25 protein-coding genes are annotated in these 26,199 nt (G+C 72.8%); 4 read left to right on the top strand and 21 right to left on the bottom strand.

The genetic code is table 11. From position 1 onward, the window contains the following. Nucleotides 1-4 precede the first annotated feature (4 nt). From RMN98_RS08130 to RMN98_RS08110, 5 genes are all read right to left on the bottom strand, one after another. The gene (locus RMN98_RS08130) at nt 5-724 is read right to left on the bottom strand and encodes a glycosyltransferase family A protein (protein WP_309648310.1); all 720 of its coding nucleotides are present in this window, start codon (nt 722-724) and stop codon (nt 5-7) included. After that, complete coding sequence (locus RMN98_RS08125; RefSeq protein ID WP_309648309.1) at nt 721-2,055, bottom strand: bifunctional PIG-L family deacetylase/class I SAM-dependent methyltransferase; 1,335 nt, start codon at nt 2,053-2,055, stop codon at nt 721-723. Before RMN98_RS08125 ends, RMN98_RS08130 begins: the two co-directional genes overlap by 4 nt. After that, entirely contained in the window at nt 2,052-3,101 is a 1,050-nt protein-coding gene (locus RMN98_RS08120) for an acyl-CoA dehydrogenase family protein (RefSeq protein ID WP_309648308.1), read from the bottom strand. The genes RMN98_RS08125 and RMN98_RS08120 overlap by 4 nt, the downstream gene beginning before the upstream one ends. A gap of 94 nt (nt 3,102-3,195) precedes the next feature. Then, nucleotides 3,196-3,855 (bottom strand): hypothetical protein, encoded by a 660-nt coding sequence (locus RMN98_RS08115; protein WP_309648307.1) that lies wholly within the window; start codon nt 3,853-3,855, stop codon nt 3,196-3,198. Between the two features lie 3 nt (nt 3,856-3,858). Next, on the bottom strand, nt 3,859-4,542 hold the full coding sequence (locus RMN98_RS08110; protein WP_309648306.1) for a hypothetical protein: 684 nt from the start codon (nt 4,540-4,542) through the stop codon (nt 3,859-3,861). A 261-nt stretch (nt 4,543-4,803) separates the two neighbouring features. Between RMN98_RS08110 and RMN98_RS08105 the strand changes: the two genes are divergently transcribed. Next, nucleotides 4,804-5,397, top strand: a complete 594-nt coding sequence (locus tag RMN98_RS08105) for an NUDIX hydrolase (RefSeq protein WP_309648305.1) — start codon at nt 4,804-4,806, stop codon at nt 5,395-5,397. Between the two features lie 68 nt (nt 5,398-5,465). Here the strand turns inward: RMN98_RS08105 and lepB are convergent, their stop codons facing one another. Both lepB and RMN98_RS08095 read right to left on the bottom strand, forming a co-directional pair. Then, nucleotides 5,466-6,206 carry a signal peptidase I gene (gene lepB, locus RMN98_RS08100; protein WP_309648304.1) on the bottom strand — a complete coding sequence of 247 codons (741 nt, stop codon included), beginning with the start codon at nt 6,204-6,206 and terminating at the stop codon, nt 5,466-5,468. Next, entirely contained in the window at nt 6,203-6,784 is a 582-nt protein-coding gene (locus tag RMN98_RS08095; protein ID WP_309648303.1) for a sigma-70 family RNA polymerase sigma factor, read from the bottom strand. The genes lepB and RMN98_RS08095 overlap by 4 nt, the downstream gene beginning before the upstream one ends. A gap of 357 nt (nt 6,785-7,141) precedes the next feature. Here RMN98_RS08095 and RMN98_RS08090 point away from each other — a divergent pair, with 357 nt between their 5' ends. Further along, on the top strand, nt 7,142-8,398 hold the full coding sequence (locus RMN98_RS08090; RefSeq protein WP_309648302.1) for a DUF222 domain-containing protein: 1,257 nt from the start codon (nt 7,142-7,144) through the stop codon (nt 8,396-8,398). Between the two features lie 11 nt (nt 8,399-8,409). On the opposite strand, the gene RMN98_RS08085 is transcribed toward RMN98_RS08090, so the two are convergent. From RMN98_RS08085 to RMN98_RS08055, 7 genes are all read right to left on the bottom strand, one after another. Then, nucleotides 8,410-9,045 (bottom strand): helix-turn-helix domain-containing protein, encoded by a 636-nt coding sequence (locus tag RMN98_RS08085; protein WP_309648301.1) that lies wholly within the window; start codon nt 9,043-9,045, stop codon nt 8,410-8,412. Between the two features lie 67 nt (nt 9,046-9,112). Then, nucleotides 9,113-10,009 carry a universal stress protein gene (locus tag RMN98_RS08080; RefSeq protein ID WP_309648300.1) on the bottom strand — a complete coding sequence of 299 codons (897 nt, stop codon included), beginning with the start codon at nt 10,007-10,009 and terminating at the stop codon, nt 9,113-9,115. A gap of 73 nt (nt 10,010-10,082) precedes the next feature. Continuing rightward, a complete protein-coding gene (locus tag RMN98_RS08075; protein WP_309648299.1) occupies nt 10,083-12,428 on the bottom strand; it encodes a phosphoketolase family protein in 2,346 nt (781 codons plus the stop codon). 22 nt (nt 12,429-12,450) lie between these two features. Continuing rightward, nucleotides 12,451-13,392: a universal stress protein gene (locus RMN98_RS08070; protein ID WP_309648298.1), complete on the bottom strand. Its 942-nt coding sequence runs from the start codon at nt 13,390-13,392 to the stop codon at nt 12,451-12,453. A 114-nt stretch (nt 13,393-13,506) separates the two neighbouring features. Further along, nucleotides 13,507-14,412 (bottom strand): carbamate kinase, encoded by a 906-nt coding sequence (locus RMN98_RS08065; protein WP_309648297.1) that lies wholly within the window; start codon nt 14,410-14,412, stop codon nt 13,507-13,509. 31 nt (nt 14,413-14,443) lie between these two features. Continuing rightward, on the bottom strand, nt 14,444-14,890 hold the full coding sequence (locus tag RMN98_RS08060) for a pyridoxamine 5'-phosphate oxidase family protein (protein WP_309648296.1): 447 nt from the start codon (nt 14,888-14,890) through the stop codon (nt 14,444-14,446). A gap of 73 nt (nt 14,891-14,963) precedes the next feature. Next, a complete protein-coding gene (locus RMN98_RS08055; protein ID WP_309648295.1) occupies nt 14,964-15,851 on the bottom strand; it encodes a B12-binding domain-containing protein in 888 nt (295 codons plus the stop codon). Between the two features lie 167 nt (nt 15,852-16,018). Between RMN98_RS08055 and RMN98_RS08050 the strand changes: the two genes are divergently transcribed. Then, nucleotides 16,019-16,330 carry a hypothetical protein gene (locus tag RMN98_RS08050; protein ID WP_309648294.1) on the top strand — a complete coding sequence of 104 codons (312 nt, stop codon included), beginning with the start codon at nt 16,019-16,021 and terminating at the stop codon, nt 16,328-16,330. Here RMN98_RS08050 and RMN98_RS08045 read toward each other — a convergent pair. The 5 genes from RMN98_RS08045 to RMN98_RS08025 all read right to left on the bottom strand — a co-directional run bounded on the left by RMN98_RS08045 (nt 16,296) and on the right by RMN98_RS08025 (nt 23,438). Beyond that, entirely contained in the window at nt 16,296-18,872 is a 2,577-nt protein-coding gene (locus RMN98_RS08045) for an AMP-binding protein (RefSeq protein WP_309648293.1), read from the bottom strand. The genes RMN98_RS08050 and RMN98_RS08045 overlap by 35 nt on opposite strands. After that, on the bottom strand, nt 18,869-19,915 hold the full coding sequence (locus tag RMN98_RS08040) for an ABC transporter ATP-binding protein (RefSeq protein WP_309648292.1): 1,047 nt from the start codon (nt 19,913-19,915) through the stop codon (nt 18,869-18,871). The genes RMN98_RS08045 and RMN98_RS08040 overlap by 4 nt, the downstream gene beginning before the upstream one ends. Next, nucleotides 19,912-21,387, bottom strand: coding sequence for an iron ABC transporter permease (locus RMN98_RS08035; protein WP_309648291.1), 1,476 nt, complete (start codon nt 21,385-21,387; stop codon nt 19,912-19,914). The genes RMN98_RS08040 and RMN98_RS08035 overlap by 4 nt, the downstream gene beginning before the upstream one ends. Nucleotides 21,388-21,503: 116 nt before the next feature. Further along, nucleotides 21,504-22,508, bottom strand: a complete 1,005-nt coding sequence (locus RMN98_RS08030) for an iron ABC transporter substrate-binding protein (RefSeq protein ID WP_309648290.1) — start codon at nt 22,506-22,508, stop codon at nt 21,504-21,506. A 180-nt stretch (nt 22,509-22,688) separates the two neighbouring features. Continuing rightward, the gene (locus RMN98_RS08025; RefSeq protein ID WP_309648289.1) at nt 22,689-23,438 is read right to left on the bottom strand and encodes a fused MFS/spermidine synthase; all 750 of its coding nucleotides are present in this window, start codon (nt 23,436-23,438) and stop codon (nt 22,689-22,691) included. Nucleotides 23,439-23,597: 159 nt separating this feature from the next. On the opposite strand from RMN98_RS08025, the gene RMN98_RS08020 reads away from it, so the two are divergent. Further along, nucleotides 23,598-24,032: an SRPBCC family protein gene (locus RMN98_RS08020; RefSeq protein ID WP_309648288.1), complete on the top strand. Its 435-nt coding sequence runs from the start codon at nt 23,598-23,600 to the stop codon at nt 24,030-24,032. Between the two features lie 126 nt (nt 24,033-24,158). On the opposite strand, the gene RMN98_RS08015 is transcribed toward RMN98_RS08020, so the two are convergent. Both RMN98_RS08015 and RMN98_RS08010 read right to left on the bottom strand, forming a co-directional pair. After that, on the bottom strand, nt 24,159-25,712 hold the full coding sequence (locus RMN98_RS08015; protein ID WP_309648287.1) for a hypothetical protein: 1,554 nt from the start codon (nt 25,710-25,712) through the stop codon (nt 24,159-24,161). A gap of 57 nt (nt 25,713-25,769) precedes the next feature. Further along, complete coding sequence (locus tag RMN98_RS08010) at nt 25,770-26,192, bottom strand: hypothetical protein (protein WP_309648286.1); 423 nt, start codon at nt 26,190-26,192, stop codon at nt 25,770-25,772. Nucleotides 26,193-26,199 lie beyond the last annotated feature (7 nt).

Here is a 26,199-nt window from a genome sequence, read left to right as displayed (position 1 = left end):
AGGCTCAGGCCTCGACCCGCCGTCCCTCGTCGAGGTCGCGCAGGTAGCCGGCGAATCCGCCGGGGGTGCGCCCGACCAGGCGCGCCGAGGTGACGACGGTCGGCGCGACCCCCTGTCGTACGCCGTGCGCCCGGAGCGCGCGGACCAGGGCGACGTCCTCGTGCTCGGCGAGCGCCGGGAAGCCGCCGACCGCGCGGTAGGCGTCGAGACGGAAGCCGAGGTTGGCCCCGTGGACGTGGTCGCCGGCCAGGGCGCCGCGGTGCCGCTCGCGCCACAGTCGAGCGACCGCCTCGTCGCCGTCGACCGGGTCGGGCACGACGGGCCCGACGACCAGCTGGACGCCGGCGCCGGCCTGGAGGACCTGGTCGAGCAACCACGTGGCCGGGACGACGGTGTCGGCATCGGTGCAGGCGACCCAGGTGGACCCCGGCCGGTCCGGTGAGCTCAGGACGGCGTGCTCGATCCCGGCGCGGCGCGCCGCGCCGACGTTGCCCCAGTGGGAGGAGACGACGTCGACGGCGAAGCGGCTCGCGACGGCTGCGGAGGCGTCGGTGCACCGGTCGAGGACCACGGTGACCCCGACGCGGATCTCGGGCCGTGCGTCGCGGAGGTGGCGCACGGCCCGCTCCACGGAGCGCAGGCAGGCGCCGAGGCGCGCCTCCTCGTCGCGGGCCGGGATGACGACCTGCACCCGGGAGATGCCCGTGGGGTGGTGGCCGGTCATCCGGTCGGGTCCGGCCGCGTCGTCTCCGCGCCGAGGACCACGATCTCGACGTCCCGGTCGGTCCAGCGCCCGAGCTCGGGTCGCAGGCCCGCAGCGCGTACGACGTCGTGGGCGTGCGGCCCGTCCATCGGCCAGCCCTCGACGTGGTGGCGCCAGTGCGCGAGGACGACGGTACCGTCCGGGGTCAGGCAGCCACGGATCCGCTCCACGAGCTCCTCCAGGGCGACGGGGCTGAGGAAGTAGGCCACCTCGGAGACGACCACCAGGTCGAACTCCCCCGCCGGCCACTCACGGGGCACCTGCGCCTCACGCACCTCGACGGTGGCAAGGTCGCTGAGCGCCTGGCGGGCCAGCTCGACGGCGCGCGGCGAGGCGTCGAGGGCGAGCACCTGCTGGGAGCGCGCGGCGAGCGCCCGGGTCAGGGTCCCGCGTGAGCAGCCGACCTCGAGCGTGCGGCCGTAGGCCGGTCGGGGCAGCGCGGCCAGGGTCAGGTCACGCTTGCGCTGCTCGAACCACCGCACCTGCGTGCCCCACGGGTCCTCGTCGCGCCCGTGCAGGTCGTCGAGGGCCGGGTCGGTCGGGGGCTGGGTCACGAAGACCTCGACGTCGCCCCCGAAGTGCTCGAGCAGGTCGTCGGAGAGCAGCACCTCGTCGCCGGGCAGCTCGGAGAGCCGCTGCACCTGGGTGACGTGCGCGGCGATCGCCTGCTCCTTGCGGCTCCTGGCGCCCTCGTCCAGCCCTACCGCGCCGAGGAGGTCCCACGGGGCGGAGTCGGGCGAGGACCAGTGCCAGAACCAGACGGGGTACTCCAGCAGGCGTGCACCCGTGCGCACCGCCACCGCGGCCGCCACGTGCCCGGCGGCCTCGTGGTCGGGGTGGCCGTCCCCGCGCCAGGGCGCGACCAGCAGCGTGCGCCGTGCGTCCCCGAGGACGTCGACCACTCGTCGTACGACGCAGGTGTGGTGGGCGGCGACGTCGCCGTCGGACAGCCCCAGGCGCACGACGTCGCCGGTGACGCCGAGGGCCCGGGCCGCGGCCTCGCCCTCGGTGCGGCGGCGTCGGGCGAGGAGCTCGGGGGTGTGGGTCGGCGAGCCGGGGTGGCTGCCCTCGCCGTCGGTGAGCAGCAGCAGGTCGACCTGGAGGCCGCGTCGGGCTGCCTCGGCGATGAGCCCGCCGGCTCCGAGCGACTCGTCGTCGGGGTGGGCGGCGAGGACCACGACGCGGTCCGGCTGGGTCTGCCAGAGGTCGAGCCGCGGGATCGACGTCCAGCGCGGGTGCGTGTGCCACTCCTTGGCGGAGGTGCCCGGGGTGTCGTGGGTGAAGTCGGTCATCGGGTCGCCTCCGGGGGCTGCGTGAGGGCGCGGCCGAGGACGGCGGCGTCACGCTCGGCGTGGTGCTGTCGGACGTAGAGCTGGAGGTCGGCCACCCGACGCGCGTGCTCGGCCTCCACGAGGGGCGCCGGGCCCAGCGCGTGCGCGGCGTGGAGCAGGACCGTCTCGACGGCGTCCGCGACGACCTGGCGGACCCGCAGCGCGGCGACCTGCCCGGCCGGCCCCGTGACGAGACCGGCGTCGATGGCAGCGGCCGACTCGGCGAGCACCCCCCGCGCGCCGTGCAGGCACGCGTCGGTCGCCCCGAGGTGCGCCAGCCCGACCTGGTCGGGCGCCCGGTCACCGGCCGCGCGGAGCATCCGTCGGTGGAGGGCCACCGCGCCGCCGTACCAGACGGCGGCCACGCCGATGCCGCCCCAGCTGAAGCCGTCGCGTCGCAGGTACCAGCCCGGTGCTCCGACCGGCTGGACGGTGACGTCGGCGAAGGCGAGGGGGCCGCTGTGGATGTCGGGGAGGCCGGTCGGTGCCCACGCGTGTGCCGTCTCGGCGGGACCCACGCGCGCGTCGGTGAGGTCGACGGCGAACATCGCGCGCCGCTCACCGTCGACCCAGGCCGTGACGAGGGCACGCTCGAGCTGCGAGCCGAGCGAGCACCAGGGCTTGGTGCCCGCCAGGGTCCAGGTGCCGTCGTCGTGCTGACGCGCCTCGAGGCGTACGCCGGGCCCCTCGGCCGCGAAGACGCCCCACCGCAGTCCCGGGCCGGCCAGGTCACCGCGGCCGGCCTCGTCGAGGATTGCCAGCGCGTCGAGGTGCGGCTCGGCGGCGCGGGCCACCTGGAGGTCGTGGGCACCGAGGGTGGCGAGGACCTCCCACCGGAGCAGGGTCTCCCCCGCCCCCGGTTGCGGCACGCCGTCGGTCAGGCCGTGGACGAGGGGCTGGAGGGGCCCGGTGGCGGCCGGGGTGGTGTGGAGGACGGTGCTCACGCGGTCGAGCAACGAGACGGTGCCGAGGTGCGAGGTGAGCCGGACGTCCTGGCGATCGGTCATCCAGCATCGATCGGCGTGTGCTCACCCATGCCGTCGAGTATGGGAGCCCCGGGGCCTCCTCCGGCTCGCCCCTACGGGTGGAAGCCTGTGTGACCTACCCCGGGTCCAGCTCGCAGCGGGCCTCGCGCTCGGCGGCGCAGACGTCCTGGCCCGCCAGTCCGAAGGCGCGGTCGAAGCCGGGTCCCCCGACGAGCGTCTCGCGGTAGGGATTGGCGCCGGTCAGCCGGTCGTTGCCGCGCTGCCCGATCGCGACGGCACTGCGGTCCTCGGGTGGCGGGCGGGAGAACTCGTCGAACGCCAGCGGGCTCACGTCGATGACGTCGGGACCGGAACCGCCCGTGACGAGCACGTCGCAGCCGTCGCCGGTGAGCCGGTTGGGGCCTGCGTCACCCATCACCCGCACCACCGGCGCGAGGACGTCCAGACCCTCGAAGGTCGTGCACGTCCAGGACGTCGCCGATGGCGACGGCAGGGGTGCTTCCCGCGCGGGGAAAGTCGTCCTGACCGTGCCGGCCGACAGGGACGCGACGAGACGCGCGAGGTGGTGGGGATTCTCGATCTCGAGCAGGTCGGTCCCGGCACCGCCGGAGATGCGCCTGCTCACCCCGGTCGTGGTGGCCGAGAGGAGGAGCTCGTCGTCGCCAGCGCCGAGGTCGGGGCTCGGGTCCCGGCGCTCCTCCATGACCACCCGCTCCGCAGCGGGGCCACCGAGGAAGGTCTGCCGGGTCCCGCCGAAGCCGCTCAGGAAGAACACCTCTCACCCGGACCAGGTGAGCCTGGCCTGTCCGTCCAGCGTGGCGCGACCGGCGACGTTGTCGATCAGCCAGTCGCCGGGGGTCAGATAGGCCTCACCCGACGACGTACGCCGAGCGTCGAGCGAGTCCTCGCCCGCCCCACCGTCGAGGCTCGCACCTGCTTGGTCCTCACCTGTCAGGAACAACCGGTCATCGCCGTCGCCGGGATCGACGACGTCGACGTTCGGCTCACCCTCGATCCCGGTGGTGACGACGTCGTCACCACCGCCCGTCGCCACCGTGTCCACGCCGGGTCCGGCTTCGACGGAGTCGTGGTGGTCCCCCGCCGCGGCCTCGTAGGTGTCGTCGCCCTCCCCGAGCCGGATGATGTTGTAGCCACCCGCACGGTCCTGGACCCGGTCGTCACCTGGTCCGGCTTCGACGGAGAAGCCTCGCACGCTGTCGTCGAGGCAGATCAGGTCGTCGCCGCCCAGCGCACGCACCGGCCCACCGCGGAGCGCCAGGATCACGTCGTCCCCCTCGGTGCCGTCGACGCCGCCCGAGCCGGTGATGGTCGGTGTCTCGCCCTGGCAGGTGGCAGCGACAGCCGCCCCAGGTCCCGCGGCGAGCCCGACACTCGCGGCGACGGGACCGGTCGCGTGCACCGCGCCCAGCGTGAGCAGGACAGACGTCAGGGTGCGTCTCATGCGGGTCCTCCGAGGCGGGAGCGGTCCCTCACTCAAGACGCCGGATATCGCGCTCACGGGATGCCGGCCGCGGCAGCGTCGGCCGCCTGGGGGCTTCCGCCGGTTGGCGAAGTCATTCGAAACACGCCCACCTCGGCGACAGGCCGGCCCCAGGTCGCCTTTCTCGCGACGAGCGCCACCTGTCCCGGGAGCAAGCATGCGCGGCGTCCATCTGCCCTGGCGGTCTGATGCGCTCGTGCGAACCGCGCTCATCGCAGCTAGATGAGTGCGTTCGATGCTGCCCAGCACATGCGATGCAACTACGGTGGCGACATGCCTTGGCCAGTCGTGTCGACCAAGAACACGTACGAGAATCCTTGGATCACAGTGCGCGAGGACGTGGTCATTACGCCGGATGGCGGTGAGGGCATCTACGGCGTTATCACCGTTCGGCACCCGGCCGTGTTCGTCGTCGCCCTCACTGAGGACGACGAGGTGCTGCTCGTAGAAGTCGATCGGCACACCGTGGGGCCTTCCCTCGAAGTCCCTTCCGGTGGGTCAGACGGCGAGGATCCACTTGCTGCCGCCCAGCGTGAGCTGCTGGAGGAGACCGGCCACCGGGCAGGGCGATGGGCACAAATTGGCCGACTCCAAGCCCTCAACGGGATCTGCGAGGCGCCCGAGCACTACTTCCTCGCCCGAGATGTGGCGGTCGTGAGTCGAGACCGATCCGCGCAAACCGCGGAGGGCATCACCGCCGTGCACCGGCTGCAGGTCTCTGAAGTGCTCTCGCGAATCGCTCGGGGAGAGATCAACGACGGCGAATCGGTCGCCGCGCTGATGCTCGCACTCAACTACCTCGGTCGTATTCGCTGAGGCGCACGGACATCCGGCTCTCGGCGGATCCCAGTCGACCTGATCGCGGCTAGATCCGGTCGATCTGATCAGCCCTGAGTCGAGGCCGGCGGGACCGGGGCCTCGAGATCGACCTCGTAGTCGTCCGGGATCTGGTGACCAGGGGCGCCCTCGACCGGCCACGCCTTGCCTCCCTGGTTGACGACGGCGACCACGACGCCGTTCACATCCGAGGCAGGCACTGGCCCGAGTGTTCGTGAGTCGACGGCGATGTTGCGCGCATCGCCGAGCAGGAAGAGGGCATCGTTGGGGACTGTCACCGTGTTGAAGGGCCGGGTACGCAGCCCGGCCACGTAGGGGTCGGCGATCGGTCGACCGTTGACGGTGACCGTGCATGATGACGGTGAGTCCGATGCGGGGCAAGCGACAGTGTCACCCGCGCTGGCGACAACTCGAAGCACCGATTGCACGTCCCGGCCGTCGATGTCGAGGGTGACCTGAACGACGTCGAGAGCTACGGGCGCGAGATCGCGGTTGACCACGACCGACGACCCCGTTGGCACTGCGGATTCCATAATCGCGCTCGGCTGCCGGTACTCGTAGTAGGGCCCTCCGCCGACGGTCGCCGCGGCAACGGATCCGGCGAGGACTGTGCCAATGGCGGCTGCACCAACCAGGCGGCGGCTCCGCAGGCGCTTCGCCGCGCGTTGCAGCACCGTGGCGGCTAGCCTCGGCGAGGTCGCGCTCTGCGAATAGGCCGTTCCAGCCAAGTCTCGAAGAGCCTGCTCGGCGTCGCTGCCGGGCTTCTCGATGCTCGTGTCGGCGCTCATGCTGAGGCTCCTTCGTACGGGTCGCGACAGTCGACGGGTTGGTGGTCGGTGGGTCGGTGGTCGTCCGGGTCGGGGCCCTCTTGATCAGCTCGATGCCGCTCGTGGTTGGCGCGGAGGCGTTCAAGTCCGCGCGCGAGGTTGCTCTTGACCGTTCCGGGTGCGCACCGCATCAGTACCGCGGTCTCCGCCTCCGAACAGCCCTCGACCACCCGGAGGACAACCGCTACCCGCTGGCGCGGCGGCAGACCGGCGAGGAGTTCCTCGATCGACTCACGCACAATCAACATGGACAGTTGGTCTTCAGCCGGGTGCTCCACGGTACGTCCGGACGTGGTGAGCATCGGGACCAGATGCCGGCGTCGCGCACGGTCGCGGGCGATGTTGACGAGCGTCCTGCGGACGTAAGCCGTGGGGGCGTCGATCTCGCGATGCCAGTGCCGGGTCAGCCGCATCAGCGCAACCTGGAGTGCGTCCTCGGCCTCTCCGCGATCGCCGATCAGCAGTTGCGCGAAGGCGAGCAGGCGCGGGCTGGAACTCGTCACGAACTCTGCGAACGCCTGCTCATCGTCCCTGCTCATGACCCCTTTCAACGAGATCCTTCCTGGATCGGTTGCACTGCGGATGCAACGACTTCAAAAGAGATGGTCCGCGATGATGACGGTCGACATGGATTGGCGCCGACTGGACCAGCTGTGCAAGTTGACCGGGGCTCGGAGGGAGACCCCTGCCTTCGCCTACCGCGTGAGGTGCACAGCCAGCTCGATTGAGCTCGGCCGACTCGCCTGTGGTAGCAAGCCCGTCGGCATGATCGGACGCCCGCACATCGGCTAGATCCGGTACCTGGCGTCGCCAATCGGGACTCACCCAGTCAGATGGGGCAACCCGCGCGTCTTCAGTGGGTCGGACTGTCGGTGGTCCCTGTTTCGATAGGTCCCATGACCAGCACCAGTCAGCTCGTGGACCGGGGACGCCCGGTCGTCGTGGGCTTGGGGCACCTCAAGGACCGGGTCGCGTTGCTGGGGCAGGGGCCGGTGTGGTCGATGCGCGACGCGGAGGTCCGCCAGGCGGTCCTGGACCTGACCCAGCTCGCCTCCCAGCTCGCCTCCCAGGTCGCGGCCCTCGAGGTCACGCTGTTGGCCCACGCGCGCCGCACGGGTGCGGTGGAGGAGGTCGGGGCGACGTCGGTGGCGGCGTGGTGGGCGCACGAGTCCCGGTTGACGGTGGTGGAGGCGCACCGGCGGGTCAAGCACGCGGTGGCGGTCGAGGACCGCCACACCGAGGTCGGCGTGGCGTTGGCCGCGGGTGGTCTGCGTCCCGAGCAGGCGCGGGTGGTCGTGGACGCGGTCGACGCACTGCCCGATGTCGTCGACCCGCGGGTGGTGGAGCAGGCGCGGGCGCACCTGCTCGCGGAGGCGGCGCACCATGACGCGAGGGCGTTGCGGGTCCTGGGCAAGCGGGTCCTGGACGTGGTTGCCCCCGAGGTCGGTGAGGCGCGGCTCGCGCAGCAGCTGGATGCGGAGGAGAAGGCTGCGGAGGCGGCGCAGCGGTTCACGATGCACGACGACGGTCACGGCAGGACCTATGGCCGGTTCACCCTGCCGACGTGGAAGGCCGACGTCCTGCGCAAGGCACTGCAGGCGCACGCCTCGCCCAAGCGTGGCTGCCGCGGTGGCGGGGGCGGTGCGACTCCGGAGGGGATGGGGAGAGCGTTCGGTGACTACGTGACGCGCTACCCGGTCGACAAGCTCCCGAACGCCGGTGGGGTGTCCGCGACCGTGGTCGTGACGATGGACCACGAGGCGTTGATGGGCGGTCTGGAGGCTGCCCAGCTCGACACGGGCACGATGATCAGCCCCGGCCTGGCGCGGCGGCTGGCCTGTCAGGCGGGGGTGATCCCCGTGGTGCTGGGCGGGGACTCGCAGGTCCTCGACGTCGGGAGGAGGCGCCGCTTCCACTCCGAGACCCAGCGGATCGCTCTCGGGGTGCGTGACGGGGGCTGCACGACGGTGGGCTGTGACAGGGCGGCGTCCTGGTGCGAGGCGCACCACGAGGTGCCATGGAGTCGTGGCGGCGGCACGTCGGTCGACGACGGCCGCCTGCTGTGCTCGCGACATCACCACCTCGCCCACCATCCGGCCTACGAGATGACGCACCACCCGGGCCGGAAGGTCTCCTTCACCAGGCGGGAGTGAGGAGGTCGCGCTTAGCCGGAGAGCGAGACACCGGGCCCGTCGACGCACACCGGCAGCCCGTAGCCGAAGAAGGTGACCGGCTCCCGTTGCTGCCCGTCGTCGCGAGTGATGCCGCCCAGCCACTCCTGGACGGTCGCGTCCAGGCGCTCGAGCAGGGCGGCGAGCTCCGGGGCGGTGGCGCGCGTCGTCACCTCGGTGGAGAAGGCTGCACGGCGCCACTCGGCCTCGTGCTCGCCCTGCCGGGCGGCCCAGGCGTTCAGCACCTGCCCCTGGTGGCGAGCCGCCAGGCGCTGGGCAGCCCGGGCCCGGTGCCGGTCGGCGGGCTGGTCGAAGTCCTCCGGGGACCAGTGCCAGGTGCGGTCCACCAGACGCCACCAGGACGTGCGGCCGTCGGTCGCCAGCTCGGGAGCGGGCTCGACGAAGCCGGCTCGCTCCAGGGTGCGCAGGTGGTGGCTCACGCTGCCGACCCGGAGGTCCAGCGCCCGGGCGAGGCTCGTCACCGTGCTCGGGCCGTGGCCGGTGAGGACGTCGACGAGGCGGCGCCGGACCGGGTCGTGGAAGGCGACGAGGTCGCTCAGGTCAGTGGTGTCGCCCGTGGTGTCGCCGATGGTGTCGCCCGTGCTGTTGCCTGCGGTGTCGTCGCTCATGCAGCGACGGTAAGGAGGACCACAGGAGCCGGCAAGGCCTCTTGTACATCTCCCCCGGCGGGCCGGATCAGCCGGACTCGGCGTCGCGGACGACGGCGACGGGACACACCGCGTGCTGGAGGACCCCGTGGCTGACGGAGCCCAGCAGCAGACGCTGGAAGCCTCCCAGGCCGCGGTGCCCGACCACCAGGAGCTGGGCCCCGGTGCCTGCCGCCACGAGCGCGCCGACGGTCGGCGCCATGGGGACGGTGACCCGGACGGTGACGTCGGGGTACTTGTCGGCCCAGCCCACGAGCGTCTCCGAGACGGCCAGGCGCTCGGTGTTCTGGAAGTCGACCTTGAGGTCGTGGAAGAGTCCGGCGCTGGAGGTCCACCACGCCTTGAGGACATGGAGGTCGCAGCCGCGGGCGGCCGCCTCCTCGAAGGCGAAGCCGACAGCTGCCTCCGCGCCCTCGGAGCCGTCGACGCCCACGACCACGCCTCCGGTCACCGCGACCGGGGAGCCAGCCGGGCCAGGAGTCCGGACCACGACCACCGGGCACGACGCGTGCGCCGCGACCTGGTGGGCCACCGAGCCGAGCAGGGCTCCGACGAGGACCCCGTGCCCGCGGTGGCCGACGATGATCGTGTCGGCGTGGGCGGAGTGCTCGACGAGCACGCCGGCGGGTGAGCCGAGGACGCTCTCGCGGGTGACCTCGAGCTCCGGCCAGCCGTCCTCGACACGGCCGGTCGCGGCGTCGAGCGCCCTCTCCGCGCGGGCGATCGCGTCGGCCTCGGCGAGCTGGAGGATCTCGCCGACGTAGAGGGCCGCGTCGCCACCCGGCAGCTCCCGCTGCCCCACAGCACACAGGTGGAGACGACGCCGACGGCGGACCGCCTCAGCGGCAGCCCAGTCCAGGGCTGCGTCGGAGGAGGGCGAGCCGTCGACGCCGACGACGATGCTGTTCTTCACGTGAATGGTCATGCTCCGATCGTGCTCCCGGGGCGGACCCCGGAGCAGGGTCCAAGGGCCCGACCTGGCCGGGCCTTCGCCCCGCTCAGCGTGAGCCGACGCGCCAGTCGCTGATCTCCGGGAGGTCCTCGAGGTGCTCACGAACGTAGGCCCGGTGCCGGTCGAGCTGGTCCTCGCACCAGGCGTAGAGCTCCTGGGCACCCCGCGGGGTCGTGCGGGCGTTGTTGAGGGCGTCCATGACGAGGTGGTAGCGCGAGATCTTGTTGAGCACCGTCATGTCGAAGGGCGTCGTCGTGGTGCCCTCCTCGATGAAGCCGCGCACGTGGAACCGGTCCGCGTCGGGGCGTCCGTGCACGAGCTGGTGGATGGCACCGGGGAATCCGTGGAAGGCGAAGACGACGTCCGCGGTGTCGGTGAAGAGCTCGGAGAAGCGCAGGTCGCTCATCCCGTGCGGGTGGCTGCGCGGGCGCACCAGCGCCATCAGGTCGACGACGTTGACCACCCGGGTCCGCAGCTGGGGCACCCGCTCGCGCAGGATCTGCGCGGCGGCCACGGTCTCCAGCGTGGGGGTGTCCCCCGCGCAGGCGAGGACGATGTCGGGCTGCGCCGTGCCGTCGTCGTGCCCTGCCCAGTCCCAGACCCCGGCACCGGCTGCGCAGTGCGCGGCGGCCTCCTCGATGGAGAGGTACTGCAGCTGCGGCTGCTTGTCGATCACGATCAGGTTGACGTAGGAGCGCGAGCGCAGGCAGTGGTCGGCCACCGACAGCAGGCAGTTGGCGTCGGGCGGGAAGTAGGCGCGCGTGACGTCGCCGCGGTGGGTGAGCATGACCTGGATCAGGCCCGGGCCCTGGTGCGAGAAGCCGTTGTGGTCGTTGCGCCACGCCGTCGACGTCAGCAGGATGTTGAGGCTCGGGACGGGGGCCCGCCAGGGCAGGGACCTCGCCTCCTCGAGCCACTTGCTGTGCTGCACCGTCTGCGAGGCGCTCACCATCGCGAACGCCTCGTAGGTGGCGAAGAGGCCGTGCCGTCCCGTGAGGGTGTAGCCCTCGAGCCAGCCGTGGCAGTTGTGCTCCGAGAGCACCTCCATCACCCGGCCGTCCGGCGAGAGGTGGTCGTCGCCGGGCTCGACCCGCTCCATGAACGCCCGGTCGGAGACGCTGAGAACGTCGCCGAGCCGGTTGCTGTTGGTCTCGTCGGGGCAGAAGAGCCGGAAGGTCTCCGGGTTGTCGCTGTAGACGTCGCGCAGCAGGTGACCCAGGCGTCGCGTCGACTCCACCCGCTCGCCCCCGGGGCTCGGGACCTCCACGGCGTAGTCACGGAAGTCGCGCAGCACCAGGTCCTGGGTGAGCACCCCGCCGTTGGCATGCGGCGACGCGCTCATGCGCAGACCACCTCCCGGACCGAAGCCGGTCGTCGTCGGGCGGCCGCGCTCGTCGAACAGCTCGTCAGGTCGGTAGGACCGCAGCCAGGACTCCAGCCGGGCCAGGTGCTCGGGGTTCTCGCGTACGCCGGACAGCGGGACCTGGTGCGAACGGAACGTGCCACCGACCTGCACGCCGTCGACGACGTCCGGCCCGGTCCACCCCTTGGGGGTGCGCAGCACGATCATCGGCCAGCGCGGACGCTCGCCGGACCACCCCCCGCTGCGAGCAGCGTCCTGGATCTCCCGGATGCGGCGCCACGCCCCACCGATGGCGGCGGCGAAGCGGTGGTGCATGCCCGGCAGGTCGGAGCCCTCGACCTCGATCACCTCGTAGCCGTGGCCCTCGAAGAGCGAGCGCACCTCGGCCCGGTCCTTGCGGCCCAGGACGGTCGGGCCGCTGATCTTGGCGTCGTTGAGGTGCAGGACCGGCAGGACGGCACCGTCGCGCGAGGGGTTGAGGAAGGAGATGCCCTTCCAGGACCCCTCCAACGGGCCGGTCTCGGCCTCGCCGTCACCCACGACCGCGATGGCCAGCAGGTCGGGGTTGTCCATGACCGCACCGAAGGCGTGCACCAGCACGTAGCCGAGCTCGCCTCCCTCGTGGATCGAGCCGGGCGTCGTGACCGACACGTGACTCGGGATGCCACCCGGGCTGGAGAACTGCCGGCACAGGCGCCTCAGCCCGTCCGCGTCCTGGGTCACCCCTGGATAGGTCTCGGTGTAGGACCCCTCGAGCCAGGACGCCGCGACCAGGGCGGGCCCGCCGTGACCGGGGCCGGCGAGGTAGATGGCGCGGTCACCCGTCTCATGGACGAGCCGTGAGGCGTGGGCGTAGACGAAGGCGAGGCCGGGGCTGGTCCCCCAGTGCCCGAGCAGCCGCGGCTTGACGTGCTCCGGGCGCAGCGGCTCACGCAGGAGCACGTTGTCACGCAGGTAGATCTGGCCGACCGTGAGGTAGAGGCTGGCCCGCCACCAGGCGTCCAGTGCCTCGACCTCCACGCCAGTCATGGCGCTGAGGTCGCGCCGCACCTCAAGCATGGGCGCCGGTCCGCTGCTGCTGGACCTCCCGCTGTGCGGCGCCGTGCCACAGGTGGGAGGTCCCACCGGGCACCGGGAGCAGCACGGGGCAGGAGGCCCGCGCGACGACGGACCGGGCCACCGGCCCGATGCGCGAGCCGCGAGGGACGAGCGGGTCGTGACGCCCGACCACGAGCAGGTCGGTGCCGTGCGAGGCGTCGACGAGGAGGTCGGCAGGACGCGCGTGCTGGACGTCGACGGTGACCGGCACTGCCGCCAGACGTTCATCGCCGGCCACGATCGTCGCCACGACCCGCTCGAGGTCGCCACGCACCGAGCGCGGGTCGATGCCGTTGGTGGTGGCTCCGGTGTGGTCGTTGTCGCGCGCCATCCACCAACCGCAGACGATGCGCAGCCCCGCGCCGCGGCGGCTGGCTGCGGCCAGGGCCTCTCGGAGGGCAGGCTCGCTGGTCTCGGCGTGGTCGACGCCGACGGTGACCGTCGTGGCGCCCTCGACACCGTGCCAGTCGTGCGGGACGCAGACGACCGGGACGCGGGAGCGCGCGGCCACCTTCAGGCAGACGGCCGGGGGCTGTCCTCCGGACGTGAGCGGTGGCCGGCTACGCAGCACCAGCAACGCCGCCTCCTGGCCCGCCTCGAGCAGGCCGGGGATGACCTCGCCGTGGAAGAGCTCGCTGGTCACCAGCACGCCCTCGCCGGCGAGGGAGCGCGCGTAGGTGACGGCGTCCCACAGCGTCTCCTCGCCCATCCGGGCGCGCCGCTCCGCCACCCCCAGCACCGCTGGCTCGCGCCACGGCACCAGGTCGATGACGTGCACCAGGTGCACCGTCGTACGGCGACGGGCGGCTTCGGCGACGCCGTAGCGGACGGCGGACTCGGAGCCGTCGCCGGCGACGGCGACGAGGACGGGGCGGGACTCGGTGGTGTCGACCATGGCTCGACTCTGGCCCCCGTCGCACCCGGGCCCTAGTGCCGAAGGTCCCAGGGCACCAGTGACCTCGGCCCGCAACCAAGGACCACGGCCTGGGTGTCCGCTGCGGTGGGCGACTCAGTCGGCGCGGACCTGGGTGCCGGCGGTGCCGGCCACGACCGCGGCCGCCTCCGGCAGCGAGCCGATGGCAGCCCGCCCGCCGGTGCGGGTGGCGAACGCGCAGGCCGCCTCGACCTTGGGCCCCATGGAGCCGGCAGGCAGGTCGAGAGCGTCGAGATCGGCGACGCTCACCCGGTGCAGCTCCCGCGCCTGCGGCGTGCCGTAGCCCGTCTGCACCGCGCTCACATCGGTCAGCATCACGAGCAGGTCGGCGCCGAGCGTCTCCGCGACCAGTGCTGCGACGTAGTCCTTGTCGACGACCGCCTCCACGCCCACCAGCCCCCGCGGTGTGCGCACGACGGGCACGCCGCCGCCCCCGCCGAGCACGACGGTGGTGCCGTGCTCGAGCAACGAGCGCGCGATCTCGATCTCCACGATCCCGCTGGGGCGTGGCGACGCCACGACCCGACGCCACCCGGCGCCGTCCTGCTTCACCGTCCAGCCACCCGCCACGGCGAGCTCGCGGGCGCGCGACTCGTCGTAGACGCTTCCGACGAACTTGGTCGGGTCGTCGAAAGCCGGGTCGTCGGCCTCGACGAGGGTCTGGGTCACGAGGGTCACCACCGGGGTCGCCAGGCCGGCGTTGGCGAGGCCCTGCTGCAGCCAGTAGCCGATGACGCCCTGGGTCTCGGCGACCAGGTCGCTGAACGGGTAGGGCCTGGTCAGGGTGGTGTCCGCCGCGCTCTCGAGGGCGAGCATCCCGACCTGCGGGCCGTTGCCGTGCACCAGCACGAGCTGGTGGTCACGAGCGATCCGCGCGAGGGCGGGCGACGCCTCGGCGACGTGCTCCTGCTGGATCGCTGCGTCCGGCTTCTCCCCCCGGCGGAGCAGCGCGTTGCCCCCGAGGGCGACGACCAGGCGCACCCTCAGGTCCCCGGCATCAGGAGGTGGGCGATCACGTCGCGAGGGTACGCCGGTAGACCGCCTGCGCCTTCGGGTCCCAGCCTCGACCGAGGGTGCGACCGGTCACCTCGCTCCACGGGATCCGGATCACGAGCGGCCGGTTGCCACCGGCCCAGGGCCGGGGTGGCCACACGGCCTCGATGTGCTCGAGCTCTGCGGGCTCGGTCACGACCTCGGCGCGGCCCCGGACCACCACGCTCCAGCCGTGCTGCTGCTCGAGGTCGAGGTGGTCGACCTCGAAGGCGACGACCTTGTCCCGCGCGAGCCGGCCCAGCACGCTGTAGGACGTCGTCCGGAGCAGGACCTGGTCGTCCACGACCGAGTAGTTGACCGGCACGAGGTGCGGTCCGTCCTCGGTGCAGACGGCAACCCGGCCGACGACCCCGATGCGCAGCAGGGCCTCAGCCTCGGGTCGCGACATCTCGATGGACTCCAGCACGACAGCCTCCTCCGGGTGGACTGCCTCCAGCCTCGCCCGGGGCCGGCTCGTCCGGTAGGGCCGTTGGTCCTGCTCAGGCCGGCAGCAGCCGTTGGCAGAGGGTCGCGGCTGCTCCGGTGAGCGTGGCGCCCAGGTAGGTCCCCGGGACCCCGTCACGCGAGTCGGGGAAGAGGAACGCGTTGCCGGCGTAGAACACCAGCGGCCCGGTCCCCACGACCGCGGTCAGCGCCTCCACGGCAGGACGGCGTTGGGTCGAGAGGTGGGACACCACCACGACCGCAGGCGCCTGCGTCGCGGCGACGGCGGCGACCAGCGTCTGCTGCGACGTCCGGGCACCGAGCAGCCGGGTGGCCAGGCCCTCCTGCGCGCGCAGCGCGGCGAGCGCCTCGAGGCCGAGGGTGTGCAGGTCGCGTGGTCCGCACGCAAGCAGCACCGGGGCGGCCTGCGCCGGTGGAGGGGCGTGGGAGATCAACCAGGAGAGCCAGGCCCGGGCCGCCTCGGTCGTGAGGTGCTCCTGGGCGATGTCGCAGTGGCCGCTCTCCCACCAGCTGCCGATCTGGCGCATGCTCGGCATCAGGACGTCGTCGATCGTGGCGCCCAGGCCGAGCGCGGCGCGGGCCTCCTCGAGGACCTCGCGCACGGCCTGGGGCTCGAGCTCGTGCGAGGCAGCGAGCAGTCGCTGGATCCGCGCCTGGGCCGGTTGGTCGGTGTCGAGCAGCGCCCGCACGGAGCGGGCAGCGTCCGACGCCTTGCGGCCGCGCGCCACCTCGTCGCGCATCAACCGCAGCTCGTGCAGTGCCGCGGCGGAGTAGCGACGGTGGCCACCGTCGCTGCGTGGCGTCGCGGGGATGCCGTAGCGGCGCTCCCAGGAGCGCAAGGTGGGAGCCGGCACCCCCAGCAGGTCACTGACCTGCTGGATCGCCAGGCCTCCCGGCACCGGGTCGCCGTCGTGCGTGCCCACGCTGCTCCTCGTCCCCCATGGACCGGGCCAGCAAGTCCCGGGCGCCATTTCCTCACCTCGCCGACAACTTGTGCAACCTTCTCAGAGTTTTGCATAAGTTTGGACCTGTCGCTGCCGATCTCCCACCCCCAGGCTGAACCTGCAGCCCGAGAGCACCAAGGAGACCGATGTCTGAGCACCGACTGCGCGTCGTACCGCCGCTCGACCCGTGTGCCGGCCTGATCTCCGCGCTCGTGCTGCGTTGTGCCGGTGGCGAGCGTGACGCCCTCGGCACGCTCGTCGACCTGTTCTACGCGCCGGTCCTCGCCGCGGTGGCACCCCAGGGCCACAGCGACGCGGACGCCGACCAGGTCGTCGAGGTCTTCCACGAGGTCTGGCGGCGCGCCCCCGGCTTCGAGGCCGGCCACGATCCCGTGACCTGGATCCTGGACGTCGCGCGCGACGTCAAGCCCCTGACGCCGGTGCCCGCCGCCTCCTGAGCCACGCTCGGACCAGTCCGGTCCCGGGCGTGCGGATGCGGGTGTCGACAGCGTGGGCCGCGATGCCGACGACGAGCGAGGCCAGCACCGCGAGGTAGGGGTGCCCGGCATCCTCCAGCGGCGGGTAGACCTGCCAGTGGGTGAGGTAGATCCAGAGGCTGGCGGCCGAGACCACGCCGACCATCAGCGCGACGGCACGCGGCAGCAGGACGGGTCGGTCCAGCAGCAGGACCAGCACGCCCGCGACCACGACCGCCTCGCGCTGGCTGTCGGCAAAGAAGCCCGCCGTCGCGACGACCGCCAGGACGGCGACCACGGCGTGCTGGAGCCGGCCACGAGCCGCTGCGGCCGCCCAGCCGAGCGCCACGCACCACAGCACCACCGCCGCCGAGTAGCGCTCGGACGGCCCGGCCTCCACCCCGATGGTCGCGTAGCGCACGGCCAGCGTCACGGCGAGCACCACCAGCACGGCGCCGAACGGTGCACGTCGCTGCCACCGGTCGAGCGCCGGCACCGCGAGCAGCGCGGCGAGCGCGAGGTAGCCGAGCACCACGGCCTCGATGAACCAGAACTGCCAGTTGTCGTCCCAGGAGTCGCGCCCCAGGAAGCCGTTGAGCAGGAAGACGGTGGAGGTGTCGTAGGCGCTGGTCGCCGCCGCGACGGCTCCGATCCAGCAGAAGGCCGGCAGCGCGACGTGCCACGCCCCGCGCAGCACCCCCCGGATCCGGTCACCCCGATCGGTGAGCCCGAGCTGGAAGCGCGCCAGGTTGTAGCCCGCGACGGCGAGCAGCACGTGGGCTCCCCCGGCCACCAGCACGATGTCGGCGTGGGTGAGCAGCACCAGCAGGATCGCGACGGCCCGGAGCACGGCGGAGGCGTCGACGCGCACCAGGAAGCGTCGTGGCCTGCGGGCCGAGGCCGCCAGCTGCGTCGGGGTCAGGTGCGCCCATCCCGCCGGCAGCTCGCCCAGCAGCGCACTCAGCCGCATCGACACCTCGACGTAGGACAACGAGTCACCGCCCAGCGCGGCGAAGCTGTCGTCGGTCGAGGCCTGCGGCCGCCCGAGCAGCACGGCGTAGAGGTCGCGCACCGCGCCCGGCGAGGCGGTGGTCGGTACCCCCTGCGAGGTCGGGTCCGGCTCCGACGACCGCAGCCGCCTGAGGTGCCCGGCCAGGGCGACGAGGTCGGGCTTGCCGGTCGGCGTGAGGGGCAGCGACGCCAGCCGCTCGACCCGCAGCGCCCCCGGCGGGAGCGTGGTGACCTCGGCCAGCGCCTCGCGCACGCGGGCCTGCACCCGGGGCCGGTCGACGAACGCGCAGACGACCCCGTCGTCGGCGATCACGCGGGCAGGCAGGCCACGCTCCTCGAGCAGCCGCTCGACCCGGTCGAGGTCGATCCGCAGGCCGAGGACCTTGGCGACGCGGTTGCGTCGACCCACCACCTCGAGGAGGCCGTCGGCGGCGCGCCGACCGAGGTCGCCGGTGCGCAGCTCGGAGACGGTGGCGCCCAACGCCAGGTCGCCCGGGTCCTGGGCGTAGCCGAGCATGACGTTGGGGCCGTCGTAGACGAGCTCGCCCACGCCCTCCTCGAGGCCCTCGAGCGGCTCCACGCGCAGCCGGCCACCCGGGACCGCCACCCCGATCGCGTCGGGTCGCTCGGCGACCAGGTCGGGGGGCACGTAGGCCATCCGGGCGGTCGCCTCGGTCTGGCCGTACATCACGAACAGGTCGAAGCCGCGACGGCGGCCCAGCTCGGCGAACGCGCGGACCCGATCAGGGTCCATCCGGCCACCGGCCTGGGTGAGGTAGCGCAGGGAGGGAGCCTCGCGGCGCTCGAAGCCGCTGGCCTCCAGCAGCTCGAAGGTGTGGGGGACCCCGCTCAGGCTGGTGATCGCGTGCGTCCGCACCAGGTCCCAGAAGCACTCGTCGGCGACCGACAGGTCGGAGAGGACGACGCCCGCTCCGACCAGCAGGTGGCTGTTGAGGACCGACAGGCCGTAGCAGTAGTGCAGCGGCAGCGAGGTGACCGCGCGGTCGCTGGCACGGACCGAGAGGTAGTCGGCGATGCTCCGGGCGTTGGCCACGAGGTTGGCCAACGAGAGCCGGACGAGCTTGGGCGAGCCGGTCGATCCCGAGGTGCTGAGCAGGAGGGCGAGGTCGGGGTGCAGGTCGTGGGCCGTGCCCTCGCGGAGCTCCCTCAGGCCGGCGCCGTCCTGGACGACGTCGGGGCGGTAGGCGTCGACGAGGTGGGCCGAGCGCCGGAGCTCCCCGGGGCCCAGGAGCAGCACCGGGTGCCGACCGGCCAGCGCCGCGAGGTAGGTCACGACGCTGTCGACGTCGTGGGCGGCCTCGAGCAGGACGAGTCGTCGTACGCCGCCCAGCTGGTGGCCGCGCGCCTCGACGAGGCGACGGAGGTCGGCATAGGTGACGTCGCCGTCCGGAGCCACGAGCGCCGTCGCGTGGTCGGGGCCGGACAGGAAGGGCAGCGTGTCGAGGTCGTCCGAGGTGGTGGGCGACCGGTGGCCCGTCAGGTCGGCCGTCACGTCAGCCCCGCGGGGAAGGCGATCACCGATCCCGAGACGGTGAGCGAGACCCGGCTGCCGACCGCCGGCACGACGTCGGCGGGGACGCGCGCCGTGACGACGGCGCCGCGGTCGCCGACCGAGGTGCGCACGGTGGCGTCGTGACCGAAGTAGCTGACCTCGAGCACCTCCCCGACCTCGGGTCCGCTCTGGTCGCCGGCGGGGCGCACCTGGACCTGCTCCGGCCTGATGGCCAGCAGCACCGGACCGGTCATGGGCGTGCGCAGCCGCACCACCCCCAGGGTGGAGGTCGCGGTGTCACCGGTGGCGTCGGCCTGGACCAGGGCGGCGTTGCCGACGAAGGCGGCGACGCCCGGGGTGGCCGGCGAGAGGTAGAGCTCGTCGGGCGTGGCCACCTGGAGGAACCGACCGGCGGCCATCACCGCGACCTGGTCGGCGAGCGAGAGCGCCTCGCCCTGGTCGTGGGTGACCAGCCGGGGGGTGGCGTTGCGGGCGCGCAGGGCCCGCGCGACGGCACGACCGGTGTCCTCACGCAGCGAGGCGTCGAGCGAGGAGAACGGCTCGTCGAGCAGCACCACCGCGGGGTCGGACGCGAGCGCCCGGGCGAGGGCGACGCGCTGCTGCTGGCCGCCGGACAGCTCGTGCGGGAATCGCGAGGCGGCGGCCGCCGGCAGCTCGACGAGCTCGAGCATCTCCTCCACCTTGGCCTTGCCGCTCCTGCGCTCGCGCCGGGGAAGGCCGAAGGCGATGTTGGCCCGCACGTCGAGGTGCGGGAAGAGCGCACCCTCCTGCGGCACGTAGCCGATGTGGCGCTCGTGCGCCGGGACGGTGCGACCGTCGCCGACCAGGGCCCGGGTGCCGAGCCGGACCGAACCGGCGTCGGGGTCGAGGAAGCCCGCGATGATGCGCAGCAGCGTCGTCTTGCCGCAGCCAGACGAGCCGAGGACCGACGTGATGCCGACCGGCACCGTGAGGTCGACGCCGTTGAGCACGCGGGTCGCGCCGTAGGACTTGGTCAGCCCGGTGATCCTCAGCTCGCTCATCGGGCCTCCCGGGTGGCGGCGCGGGCGAGCAGCACCGTCGCCGGGACGGACAGCAGGATCATCAGGACGGCGTACGGCGCCGCGGCACCGTAGGCGACCGACGCGGCGCGCTGCCAGAAGTCGGTGGCGAGCGTCGAGACGCCGGTCGGCGCGAGCAGCAGCGTGGCGGTGAGCTCGGTGCTGATCGCGAGCGAGACCAGGGCCATGCCGGAGGTCAGTCCGGGGAGCAGGAGCGGCAGCGTGACGCGGCGGGCGACCTGGCGCCCGGAGCAGCCGAGCGACCGCGCGACGTCCTCGAGCACCGGCGGGGCCAGCTCGAAGGTCGAGCGCACGCTGACGACCGCGCGCGGCAGGAAGAGGATCGCGTAGCCCAGCAGCAGCACCGGGAGCGTCTGGTAGAGCGCCGGGACGACCCGGATCGAGATCGTCACCAGGGCGAGGGCCACGACGATGCCCGGCAGTGCGTTGGCGGGGTAGATCGAGCGCTCGACCAGCGTGCCGAGCGGGCGCCGGTGACGCACCGCCAGCCACGCGACGGGCACGGCGGCGGCGGTTGCGAGGGCTCCACCGAGGACCGCCAGGCCGAGCGTCGAGGTCGCCGACGCCCACAGGTCGCCGGCCGGGAAGCGCGTGGAGCTGCCGCGCACCATCCAGCGGGTCAGGCTCAGCACGGGGATGCCGAGTGCCAGCACCAGCACCAGCATGAGGGCGCCGACCGACGGGAGCCGCAGCCGGCCCAGTCGGTGCCGCATGGGGCTGCGGGTGACGCCGGCGCCGACCCGGGCGTGGCGACGACGCCCGCGCACGAGGAGCTCGAGGCCCAGCAGGACCAGGCAGAACGCGACGAGCACGAGGGCCAGCAACGTGGCGGCCGGGCCGTTGAAGGTGGAGGCGTACTGCGCCAGGATCGCGGTCGTCAGGGTGGGGTAGTTGAGCAGCTGGAGTGCGCCGTACTCCCCCAGCAGGTGCAGGCCCACCAGCAGCGAGCCGCCCAGGACGGCCGGGCTGATCGCCGGCAGCACCACGCGGAAGAACGCCGAGACCGGCCGGTGACCGAGCCCGGCTGCAACGTCCTCGACGCTCGAGTCGAGCCGCCGCAGCGCGGCCACGGCCGGCAGGTAGACCAGCGGGTAGTAGGACAGGCTCACGACGAGGACGGCGCCCGGGAAGCTCTGCACCGCGTGGGTCATGGAGACCCAGCCGAAGCCGTTGACGAACGCCGGCACCGCGAGCGGGGCGCACAGCAGACCGTGCCACAGCCCGGGCTTCGGCAGGTCCGTGCGGACGACCAGCCACGCCGACCCGACCCCGATCGCGGCGCTCAGCAGCACCCCGCCGACCAGGAGCCTCGTGGTGTTCCACAGCAGCTCGCCGATGCGCGGACGCACCAGGAAGTCGATCGCCTCGCCGGGCGGCACCTGCGCTGAGGAGAAGATCACGAAGCCCAGCGGCATCAGGCTGAGCCCGGCCACGACCAGGCAGGTCAGGACCAGGGAGACCGGGGCGCGGGTGGTGGCCTGGTCGGCGGGACGGAGCCGGACCGGGCGGGACGTGGGGCGGGTGTCGCGGACCGGGGGCTCGACCAGGCTCAGAGGAACCCGGCTTCGGTCATCAGGTCGACCACGGTGTCGCCGTCGAGGTCGGACACGTTGACGACCGGCGGCTGGAGCTCGCTGAGCGGCTTGACCGGCGGGTCGAGCTGGACCGCGGGGTTGAGGGGGTACTCCAGCGCATAGCTGTCGGCCAGGGCCTGCTGGCCCTCCTCGCTGGTGAGGAACTCGACGAACTGCTCGGCCTCGGTCGGGTTGTCGCTCGAGGCGAGGACGCCGGCGCCGGAGACGCTGAGGAAGGCGCCGGGGTCCTGGTTGCCGAAGAAGTGGAGCTCGGTGTTGTCGCTGACCTCGCCGCTCTCGGCCTGGTCGCGGTCCCAGTAGTAGTGATAGGCGATGCCCATCGCGGACTCACCGGCGTTGACCGACTCGAGCACCACGTTGTTGCCGTCGTAGACCGTGCCGTTGGCCTGGAGGCCGGCCAGCCACTCGCGGGTGGCGTCCTCACCCTCGAGCTCGAGGACGGCGGCGACGATCGCCTGGAAGTCGGCGCCCGTCGGGGAGAAGGAGATGAGCCCGTCGTAGGCCGGGTCCGCGAGGTCCAGGATCGACTCCGGCAGGTCCGCCTCGTCGACAAGGTCGGGGTTGTAGAAGAGCACCGTCGAGCGGGCGACGAAGCCGGTCCACAGGCCACTGGTGGGACGGTACTGCTCCGGGATCGGGGCCGTCGCCTCGTCGCCCAGCTCGGCGAAGAGTCCGGCGCGCTCGACCGCGGACATGGCCGGGGAGTTCTCGGTGAGGAAGACGTCGGCGGGTGAGGCGTCGCCCTCCTGGACCAGCTGGGCCGCGAGCTCGGAGTCCTTGCCGTTGCGCAGCTCGACCTCGATGCCGGTCTCCTCCTCGAAGAGCGGCGCGATCTCCTCGAGCAGCTGCTCGTGCTGTGCGTTGTAGACCACGATCGAGGGACCGTCGTCACCGGAGCACCCGGCGGCGGCGACCGAGGTCAGCAGCAGGAGGGACACGACGGCAGCGGAGCGCTTCACAGATGGTTCCTATCCGGGACAGAGTTCGTTAGGACAGGCTTACCGTACTAGGTGAGGCACCGGGAGCCGAAGCGGTCTCGACCGGTCAGGCTCCGCTCGCCGCGGGGGACGTGACCGGTCTCACTCCCCTGACGGGTGCGTGAGCGACGCGGCCGACCTGTCGCGGTCGCCGGGCGTCGCTCATTCCGTCAGGACCGCCCCGCCCCCGAACGAGTCGCTCACCTGCGCAGCGTCCAGCACCTTGTACGGCGCCGGCGAGCGCGCCGCCCGCGTCCGCAGCGCCGCCACGGGCACCGGCGCGCGGGACGCGAGCACGAGCAGGTTGCCGTCGCGGCGACCCCGCAGGGTCGCGGGCTCAGCTCCCAGCGCGACGTCGGCGAAGACCGCGCGCAGTCCGGCCAGCACGCGGCGGGTGTGCGCGAAGGGCGCACGGTCGGAGAGGTTGAGCAGGTAGAGACCCTCGGGCGTCAGCGCGCGCGCGACCTCCTCGAAGTGCGCGACGGTGACCAGGGACGCCGGCACCCGCCCGTCGTCGTAGGCGTCGAGGACGAGGAGGTCGACCTGCGCGTCGCGCAGCCCCGCCACGCCGCTGGCCCCGTCGACCGGGCGCACCTTGATCCCGCTGCGGCGCGGCAGCGGCAGCTCGGCACGCACCAGCTCGGTGACCTCGGTGTCGGGCTCGAGCACGACCTGCGCCGACGTCGGACGCGTCGCCGCGACGTAGCGCGCCAGGGTCATCGCGGCCCCGCCGACGTGCACCACGCGCATCGGGACGCCGACCGGGGCGGCGGCGTCGACCACGTCGCCCATGCGGCGCACGTAGTCGAACGCGAGGTAGGTCGGGTCGTCCAGGTCGACGTGCGACTGGTCGCGCCCGTCGTGGCTGAGCACGAAGGCACGGGGACGCTCGGTCGCCGCGATCTCCCACATGCACGCCAATCTCGCACGCCGATGACGAGCCTGCCCGGCGAGGTCGTCCGAGCGCGCGGGTTTGCGGATGTCGGTGACGGGTCACCGGACCGGACCTGCCCCCACCGCCGACCAGTTCCCGACCTGACCACCTGTTCGACCAACCAGAGGAGACACCGCATGCCGAGCGTCGAGCGCACCGTCACGACCGACCAGCCGATCGAGAAGGTCTGGGCCTACCTGTCCGACTTCACCACCACCGAGCAGTGGGACCCGCCCACCGTCACGACCACCCGCACCGCCGGCGACGGCGCCGTGGGCACGACGTACACGAACGTCTCGAAGTTCCTCGGCAACGAGAGCGAGGTCCACTACGTCGTCACCGAGCACGTGCCGCTCGAGCGGCTCCAGCTCAAGGGTGACGCCGGGGACTCCCTCAGCCTGCTCGACACGATCACCTTCGCCCGCGAGGGCTCCGGCACGGCGGTGACCTACCACGCGGAGTTCGAGCCGCACGGCGCCGCCAAGCTCGCCGAGCCGCTCATGCCGCTGGGGCTCAAGATCCTCGCCGACAAGGTCGCGAAGAGCATGAAGGAGCACCTCGACGCGCTCTGAGCGCGGCGTTGCACCGGTCCGCGCCGGGGAGCGCCGGTCCGCGCCGGGGAGCGGTGAGGTGTGGGAGTTCTCATACGGGCCGGACCGCCCACCGCCCGCTCGCTCGTGGGCCCGAGGGCGGACCTGTCAGCCGCCGTCGACGACGCGCAGCAGACCACCCACGACGCCGACGTACGCCGTGCCGTCCGGGCCAAGGCTGACCGGCGCGTAGTTGTTGTTGTGGCCCAGGTTGCTGCCGGCGTAGCGCGACCAGACCTCGCGCCCGGTCCGGGCGTCGATCGCGGTGAAGAAGAAGGCGTCGGGCGCGATCTCGCCCGGGGTGGGCGCCGTCATCGGGACCTCGTGGGCCGCCGGATGCGTGTAGGTGTAGATCAACCCGGAGCCGCGGCTGAGCTTGCTGACCAGGCTCGGCACCCGCACACCCGAGTTGCTCCACGCGACCCGGCAGCCGCCGTCGCGGAAGTCGACCGCGACCTTGACCATCCCCGGCACCGTGTCGGCGGAGCGACCCGAGGTCACCTCGGGCAACGGCCCGGTGTAGCCGTAGTTGTTCTCCACGACCAGACCGCCCGGCACGGAGATGAGGCTGTTCTCGGTGTTGCCACGGTCGGCGGGGAAGACCGGCTGCCGGCACACGGGGCGCCGCCCCGGTCCGGCCTCTCCCCGCCGGAAGACCAGGACGTGCATCCGGGGGTCGGCGTTGTCGGTGATCGCGATCGAGCCACCACCCGGCGAGTCGGCGCGACCGATGAGGGTGGGGGTCGTGCCGCTGCCGCGGCTCACCTGGCCGGGCTTGAGGCGGCTGCCCCGGTCGTAGACCTGTCGCCAGCTCACCTGCGGCGCCCCGCGTCGTACGTCGAAGCGGTAGAGCGCGTGCGTCGACACGACGAACACGCCCCCGGACTCGTCCATCGCGAAGCTGTTGGCGATCGTCTCGGGGCGCGGCAGCCTCAGGTGGCGCACCTCGCCGCCGCGCGTCACGAAGCCGACGACCCCGGAGACGGTGACGAACCACAGCCGGCCCGACCAGTCCGGCAGCGCGCTCTGGATGCCCGAGCCGTCCACGACCCGGCTCAGGTCGACGTCGCGCACCACGCGGAAGGTGTCGCCGGCACGGGCCAGCGTCAGGACGTGGCCGGTGAAGGTCGACACCACCGCACGGTCGCGATGGTCGAGGTAGAAGTAGCCCCCACCGGAGAAGCTGCTGAACGAGAAGCTGCCGACCTCGCGCGGCGGCAGCTCGTAGGACGCCAGCGTCGACAGGTCGTCGGGGTCGATCATCCGCAGCGTCGCACCCGTCGGTGAGACGCACACGGTGACGATGCGCCCCTGCCGGTCGAAGGTCACCGACGCGCACTCGGCCCCCACCATCGTGGTCGAGACCTGCAGGTCACGACCGAGCGGTCCGGCCACGTCGTAGGAGTCGGACTGGTAGCCGTCGTTGTGGATGTTGCTGCCCCCGTTGGCGGCCATGAACGGGTTCTGCGGCAGCCGTTGCGGCGCGAAGGGACGAGCGGTCGCCACCTCGCCGGTGAACGGCACCACCAGCGCGTCGCGCGGGTCCGAGGGGATGGGCACGGCCGGGGTCGCGGCCCAGGCTGTGAGGGAGGCGGTCAGGGAGCCGGACAGGACCAGGGCGAGGGTGACGGCGAGGAGCCGTCGGAGCGGGGGCGCGATCACGGGTCCACAACGACCCCGCCCCCGCTCAGGTCACGCCGGCCACTCACGACCGGCCCGTCACAGGTGGTCGGGCACGACCAGTGCGTCGGGGTCCTGACGCACCGGCATCCCGGCCACCGCCACCCGGGTGAGCTCGACGGCGGTGGCGAGGACGCGACCGCGGCGCCTGGCCGGCAACGCGTCCCACGCACCGGGCTTGCGGTGCTCCATGACGTCACGGCTGGCTGACCGCGCCGCCTCGGTCAGCTCGGTGTCGGTGAACTCCGGTCGCGCCCCCACCGTGGGGCGCTCGGGCAGCGCGGTCAGGACCGGCAGCACGACCTCGCCGGCCCTCACCTTGAGCCGCCACTTCGTCATCCGCTCCAGCGCGTCGTACGCCGTGCCGGCGTCACCGCGGCGCCACGGCGGGCGGGTGGCGGCGTGCAGCCGTCGGGCCACCGCGTCGACGGCCACCGTCATCTCGTGCTCGGTGAACCTCATGGGGACC

The sequence above is a fragment of the Nocardioides sp. genome, from assembly GCF_031397825.1.
Taxonomy (GTDB): domain Bacteria; phylum Actinomycetota; class Actinomycetes; order Propionibacteriales; family Nocardioidaceae; genus Nocardioides.
This window is presented reverse-complemented; position numbering and strand designations above follow the sequence as displayed.